The sequence below is a fragment of the Methylobacterium tarhaniae genome (assembly GCF_001043955.1).
GTDB lineage: Bacteria > Pseudomonadota > Alphaproteobacteria > Rhizobiales > Beijerinckiaceae > Methylobacterium > Methylobacterium tarhaniae.
In genome coordinates this window covers 1-6680 of the sequence record NZ_LABZ01000252.1, presented here as the reverse complement: position 1 = coordinate 6680, position 6680 = coordinate 1, and the positions used below count along the sequence as shown (strand labels likewise).

Here is a 6680-nt window from a genome sequence, read left to right as displayed (position 1 = left end):
GGAGGCGATCGAGGCGATCCTGATCGGCGGCAGCCGGATGTCGCCGAAGGTGGCGGTGCTGAAGCCCGTCTCCTCGGCGATCTCGATCGGCACCGGCGGGCCGTTCGGCGCCGAGGGGCCGATCATCATGACCGGCGGTGCCCTCGGCTCGCTCTTCGCCCAGTTCTTCGCCTTGAGCGCCGCGGAGCGGAAGACTCTTCTCGTCGCGGGTGCGGCCGCCGGCATGACGGCGATCTTCGGCACGCCGGTCGCCGCCGTGCTGCTCGCGGTGGAACTGCTGCTGTTCGAGTGGCGCCCGCGCAGCTTCATCCCGGTGGCTGCCGCCGCCGTCACCGCGACGGTCCTGCGTCCGGCCCTGTTCGGTGCAGGTCCGCTCTTCCCCTTCGCGGCCGATCCGGCCCTGCCCTGGTGGGGGCTCGTCGCCTGCGCCGGGCTCGGCGTCGCGGCCGGCCTGCTGTCGGGCCTCCTCACCCGGCTGCTCTATGCCTGCGAGGACGCGTTCGAGCACCTGCCGATCCACTGGATGTGGTGGCCGGCACTCGGTGGCCTCGCCGTCGGCCTCGGCGGCTTGATCGAGCCGCGGGCGCTGGGCGTCGGGTACGACGTCATCGCCGACCTGATCGGCGGCCATCTGGCGCTCGAGGCCGTGCTGCTGATCTTCGGCGTCAAGGCCGCGATCTGGCTCGTCGCCCTGTCGTCGGGCACCTCCGGCGGCGTGCTCGCCCCTCTCCTGATCCTCGGCGGAGCACTGGGCTGGCTGATCGGGATGGCCCTGCCGGGCCATCCGGGCTTCTGGGCCTTGCTCGGCATGGGGGCGATGCTGGGCGGCACGATGCGGGCACCGCTGACCGGCGCGCTGTTCGCGGTCGAGCTGACCGGGGACGTGCACGCGCTCCCCGCCCTGCTCGCGGCCTCGTCCGCCGCCTACGCGGTGGCGGTGCTGCTGCTCAAGCGCTCGATCCTCACGGAAAAGATCGCACGGCGCGGCCGGCACATCACCTGCGAGTACGGCATCGACCCGCACGAGTTCACCCGCGTCGCGGACGTGATGGTCCGCGCCGTCGACACGCTGCCCGGCACCCTGCCGGTGCCGGAGGCGGTGGCGGTGCTGGAGACGGGCCGGCATCGGATCTACCCGGTGGTGGACGGCGCCGGCCGCCCGGTCGGCCTCGTCTCGCGGGCCGACGCGCTCCTGTGGACGACCGAGGGCGGGCACGAGGGCGAGCGCCTCGACGAGCGCGTCTCGGATGCCGCCCTGGCCGTGGTCCACCCGGACGACGTCACGGCGCACGCCATCGACCTGATGCTGGCGACCGGCCAGGGCCGCCTGCCGGTCACCGATCCGGAGAGCGGCCGGCTCGTCGGGCTCCTCACCCGCAAGGACCTGCTGCAGGTGCGGGCGGCGTTCAGCCGGGCGGAGGTCGAACGGCAGGCGTATCTCGCGCGGGGGAAGGTGGTGCAGGACGCGTGACGCGCGGTTCCCCCACTCCCGGCCGCGTCCTCAGGACGAGGTCGTGGCCGGGAGCCGCAATACCTTCCGGCGCGACGTCATTCCTTCAAGTGATCCAATGGCAAAGCCGTCGTGTACTTCACCTGATCGAGCGCGAAGCTCGACCGGATCTTTGCTACGCCGGGAATCCGGGTCAGGTGGTCGACGATCAGCCGCTGGTACTGGGCCAGGTCCTCGACCACCACCCGCAGCATGTAATCCGCCTCGCCGCTCATCAGGTAGCATTCCATCACCTCCGGCCGATGGCGAATGGCGTCGGAGAAGGCCTGGAGGGCGGCCTGGGTCTGCTTCTCCAGCGAGACGTGGACGAAGACGTTGACGTGGAGGCCTAGCGCCTGCGGGTCGGCCACCGCGACGCAGCGCCGGATGATGCCCTTGGCCTTGAGGTCGGCGACCCGGCGCCAGCACGGCGATGTCGAGAGGCCGACCGCCTCGGCGAGGTCGCCGATGCCGACCTCGCTGTCCTGCTGCAAATGCTCGAGGATGCGGATCGAGGCCGGGTCGAGGTCGACGGGTCTGGCCGGCACGCTTCGTCTCCCCGAAGGTGGGAAAGGCGGTCGAACCCTCCGCCTATCACGTCTCAGGCGGCAGGCGCATCCTGATTGTTCCACAGCCACGCCGCCCCGCGCACCCCCGAGGCGTCGCCGTGGCGGCTCGGCCGGATCGGCGTGTCGAAGCCGCCGCCGAAGATGTGGGGTGCGACGCGCTCGGGCAATGCGCCGTAGATCTCGGGAATCGTCGAGAGGCCGCCGCCGAGCACGATCACGTCCGGGTCGAGGAGGTTGACCACGCCGGCGAGGCCGCGCCCGAGCCGGTCGAGCCAGGCCGCGAAGGTCTCGCGGGCCGCGGCATCGCCCGCGCGCATCGCCGCGACGATCGCCTCGCCGGTCATCGCCCGGTCGGTGCGCCGCGCGTGGTCGGCGGCCAGCCCCGGCCCGGAGAGCCAGGTCTCGATGCAGCCGTGCCGGCCGCAATAGCAGGCCGGGCCCGGGCGCTCGTCGTCGCGGGGGGCGGGCAGCGGGTTGTGGCCCCACTCTCCGGCGATGCGCTGGCGCCCGGACAGGGCCCGGCCCGAGAGGGCGATGCCCGACCCGACGCCGGTGCCGAGGATCACCGCCCAGACGACGGCCGCCCCCTGCCCCGCCCCGTCGACCGCCTCGGAGACTGCGAGGCAATTGGCGTCGTTCTCCAGCCGCACCGAGCGCGTGAGGAGGGCCGAGAGGTCGTCGCCGAGCGGCCGGCCGTTGAGCCAGGTCGAGTTGGCGTTCTTGACCCGGCCGGTCGCCGGCACCAGCGCACCGGGAATCCCGATCCCGACGGTGCCGGCGCCGCCGGCCTCGGCCTCGAGCGCCGCGACGAGGGCCGCGATGGCCCGGAGCGAGGCGTCGTAATCGCCCCGCGGGGTCGCGACGCGGCGCTCGGCCCGGACCCGGCCGTCGGGGTCGAGGGCGATCCCGGCGATCTTGGTGCCGCCGAGATCGATGCCGATGCGCAAGGCCCCCATCGCCGTCAGGGCGCGACCGGGACCGGCTTCTCGTCGGCGATCTCGGTGCCGATGGCGACGGGATTGGCCATCACCTCGCGCAGCTTGACCGGATCGAGCTCGCCCTCCCAGCGGCTCACCACCACGCAGGCGACGCCGTTGCCGACGAGGTTGGTGAGCGCCCGGCACTCCGACATGAACTTGTCGATGCCGAGGATCAGCGCCATCGCGGCGACCGGGACCGGGTTGCCGGGGATCGCGCCCAGCGTGGCGGCGAGCGTCACGAAGCCGGCGCCGGTGACGCCGGACGCGCCCTTCGAGGTCAGCATCGCGACCGCGATGATCGTGGCGTATTGCCCGAAGCTGAGATCCGCCCCCACGGCTTGCGCCAGGAACAGGGTCGCCAGCGTCATGTAGATGTTGGTGCCGTCGAGGTTGAACGAGTAGCCGGTCGGGATCACGAGGCCGACGACCGAGTCCGAGGCGCCCAGCCGCTTCATCTTCTGCATCATGTGCGGCAGCACCGTCTCGGAGGAGGAGGTGCCGAGCACGATCAGCAGCTCGTCCTTGATGTAGACGAGGAACTTGATGATCGAGAAGCCGGAGAAGCGGGCGATCAGCCCGAGCACCACCAGCACGAAGAGCAGGCTGGTGAGATAGAAGGTGGCGACGAGGCCGGCGAGGTTGCCGAGCTTGCCGATGCCGTACTCGCCGATCGTGTAGGCCATGGCGCCGAAGGCGCCGATCGGCGCGAGCTTCACGATCATGCCGATGATGCGGAAGAAGATCTCGCCCGCCGCCTCGATGGCGTGGATCGCCGGCTTGCCGCGCTCGCCGAGCCCCGTGATGACGACGCCGGTCAGCACCGCGATCAGCAGGATCTGCAGCAGGTCGCCGCCCGCGAAGGCGTCGAAGTAGCTCTTGGGGATGATCGCCATGATGTGGGCGACCGTGGAATCGGCCTGCGCCTTGCTGGCGTAGCCGGCCACCGCCTTGGCGTCGAGCTTCGAGGGATCGACGCCGAAGCCGGCGCCCGGCTGCACGAGCTCGCCGACGATCACCCCGATGATGAGGGCGAGCGAGGACACGACCTCGAAGTAGATCAGTGCCTTCAGGCCGACGCGGCCGACCTTCTTCAGATCGCCGATCGACGCGATGCCATGCACGATGGTGCAGAAGATGATCGGTGCGATCATCATCTTGATGAGCGCGATGAAGGCGTCGCCGAGCCACTTCATCGACTTGGCGGTGTCGGGCAGGACGTAGCCGAGCAGTACGCCGAGCGCGATGGCGATCAGAACCTGGATGTAGAGAACCTTGTACCAGGGCTGCGACGAGCCCGGGGCCGTCGCGGATGGCGTGGCGTGCTGCATGTTCGTTCTCTCCCCACGGTACCGGCTGCCGCCTTCCGGTCGGCCGTCGCGATGCGGCCTTCGCCGCGACTGTCGTGGAACGGGCCGCGGATCGGGCAGTGTAGGAAGACCGCCCCGCGAGTTCCAAGTCGAAAATCAGGGAAGACCTTCGGTCGTCCCCGTTTCAGGATCCCCCTGCCTCTGCGGTATGGGAGCCGATACCGCCTCGCCGTCACCACGCCTCTCGGCCGCCATCGCGCGACCGATCGAGGATCGGACACGGGCCGAGCGGGAAGCGGCATGCCGCGCAGGCACGGCGCCGTCAACCTTTTCGCGGATTACGCCAAGGCGTTCAATCGTGCGAGGGCGATTCGCCGCGTCGTCCAGCCCCATTTCGCGGACGTCTCGTGGCTCCGGTCGGTGCCGGGCGATGCCTGGACGAGCGCCGGCGTCCCCGCTCCGCGTCACACGGGCGGCGGGCGCATCACGCGGTGGTCCCGCGGAGAGGACGGGAACGGGATCTGCCGAGTGAGGCCGGAGCCTTTGCGGCAGGGGCCGGTCGTCGCGCGGCGAATCGCCCGAACGCTGCCCTGCCATGAAACCGGAAATTTCCGTAACTAAAAATATATTCTCGCTATGTGCCTGAACTCAAAGTTATATTTAATGTCAAGTCGTTAAACTCTAAATTTCAAATTCGACTTCATGTACGTTTTTTCTCAATAACCCAGCGTCAGCAAGGAGCCGACGACATGACCGCGACTTACGATATCTTCCAACAAGTTTTCGCATTATCGCAGATATCAAATAATTTGATCAGAATGGAGGGGAAAAAAGAATATTTACAGCTGCAGATGAACAGTTACGTTCAGCATTACCTGAACTACGATTCCACACCCACTCCGGATATCACGGCCCTGCTCGGCGAGTGGTCGGTGGTCTGGGGGCCTGTCGTTTTCCAGGCCCCGACCTCGAACGTGTCCGACAACGCGATGCTGGTGGCACGCAGCACGGCCACTCTCCCGGATGGATCGACGAAGGACGTCTGCGTCGTCGCCATCGCGGGCACCGCAGCGATGTCGAACTTCGACTGGAACTGCGAGGACGGCATCGGCGGCAAGACGGGCGCCGCGATCGAGCAGGTCGTGTCGTGGACGGATTTCCTCGCGACTCCCAGCGAGACCGTCGTATCGCAGCCCATCGCGGGCCAGCCCTACATCTCCCTGGGCACGGCGACCGGCCTCTACACGCTCCTCGTCGAGATGACCGATCAGAACAAGACGCTGGCCGACTATCTCGGCACGGTCAGCGCCGACATCCTGGTCGTGACGGGCCACAGCCTCGGCGGCGCCCTGTCGGCGGCGCTCGGCCTCTACCTCGCGCAGAACAAGGTGGCGCCACAGATTCCGATCACCTACGTCTATGCGACGGCCGGCGCCTCGCCCGGGAACGACGTCTTCGCGCAGATCTTCACGAAGACGCTGCCCCCGCAAATCGGTCCGTCTCCGTCGAAATCCTGGAACGTCGACATCTGGAACACCCGCGACGTGGTTCCGCAGGCCTGGAGCATCGCACCGGCCGACCCGTCGATCAGAACGATCTGCAATGTTAACGGAATCTACAACAACGATTCGACAACCCCAGCCCCAACTCAAATCACGACACTGTCGTCGAACATGTATAACTGGTCAAAAAACTCAGGGGTGACATATACCCCGATCGAAGGATCCAGATTTACCGCGCCATTCACCTACGTGATAAAGGACGACGATTTCAGCCTGCCCATCAACGTTCCGCCGAAGCAGCTCAGTGGTTTCGCGGCGCAGGCCCTTTATCAACACAGCACTGCGTACTCGCTGGAGATCTTCGGCGAGGCGCCCAGATTACCGGCTTACAGCGCTGATCCGGTACAGGGCGTCACGAAAGAAAGCATCTGCGAATTATATAGTTACTTCAAAAATCTGCTCGGCATGACGGCGCCCTGCGACGCGCAGGAGTGAGTCCGCACCGGGCGCCTTGTGGCCGGCGCCGCGGACCTTTTCGCGGCGCCGGCCCGTATGGCCGGAAACCCTGCCGCCGCCACGCGCCGTCGAGGGGTGGCGGCGAGGCGTGGCGGCAAGACAGGGCGGCAACACGATGCACGGCTCAGGGCGTCGGCTGGGTCCGGCGCGGGCGCACCGTCCAGCGCTCGAAGGCCGGGGTGCCGTCGTCGCGGGCGGCATCCCCGCCCGGCACCGCGGCGCCGAGGGCCTGGGACAGGCTCTCGATCACGTCGTCGATGCGGGTGTCCTGGTGGGCCTCGGAGGCCGCCGGCTGCGGGGCCGGCTCGGGTGCGGCC

5 protein-coding genes and 1 pseudogene are annotated in these 6680 nt (G+C 68.3%); 2 read left to right on the top strand and 4 right to left on the bottom strand.

The features are described 5' to 3' along the window. A partial coding sequence (locus VQ03_RS27515; protein ID WP_048454108.1) for a chloride channel protein occupies positions 1-1471 on the top strand: 1471 nt, incomplete at its 5' end. A gap of 77 nt (positions 1472-1548) precedes the next feature. Here the strand turns inward: VQ03_RS27515 and VQ03_RS27510 are convergent. The 3 genes from VQ03_RS27510 to VQ03_RS27500 are packed head-to-tail and all read right to left on the bottom strand — an operon-like array spanning position 1549 to position 4366. Beyond that, positions 1549-2037, bottom strand: a complete 489-nt coding sequence (locus VQ03_RS27510) for an Lrp/AsnC family transcriptional regulator (protein WP_048454107.1) — start codon at positions 2035-2037, stop codon at positions 1549-1551. 53 nt (positions 2038-2090) lie between these two features. Beyond that, positions 2091-3014, bottom strand: a complete 924-nt coding sequence (locus tag VQ03_RS27505) for an ROK family protein (RefSeq protein WP_048454106.1) — start codon at positions 3012-3014, stop codon at positions 2091-2093. A 5-nt stretch (positions 3015-3019) separates the two neighbouring features. Continuing rightward, positions 3020-4366 (bottom strand): dicarboxylate/amino acid:cation symporter, encoded by a 1347-nt coding sequence (locus tag VQ03_RS27500; RefSeq protein ID WP_048454105.1) that lies wholly within the window; start codon positions 4364-4366, stop codon positions 3020-3022. Between the two features lie 728 nt (positions 4367-5094). Here VQ03_RS27500 and VQ03_RS31190 point away from each other — a divergent pair. Further along, on the top strand, positions 5095-6342 hold the full coding sequence (locus VQ03_RS31190; RefSeq protein WP_053078761.1) for a lipase family protein: 1248 nt from the start codon (positions 5095-5097) through the stop codon (positions 6340-6342). 145 nt (positions 6343-6487) lie between these two features. On the opposite strand, the pseudogene VQ03_RS27490 reads toward VQ03_RS31190, so the two are convergent. Next, positions 6488-6680: pseudogene (locus VQ03_RS27490) on the bottom strand (hypothetical protein); the annotation flags it as partial.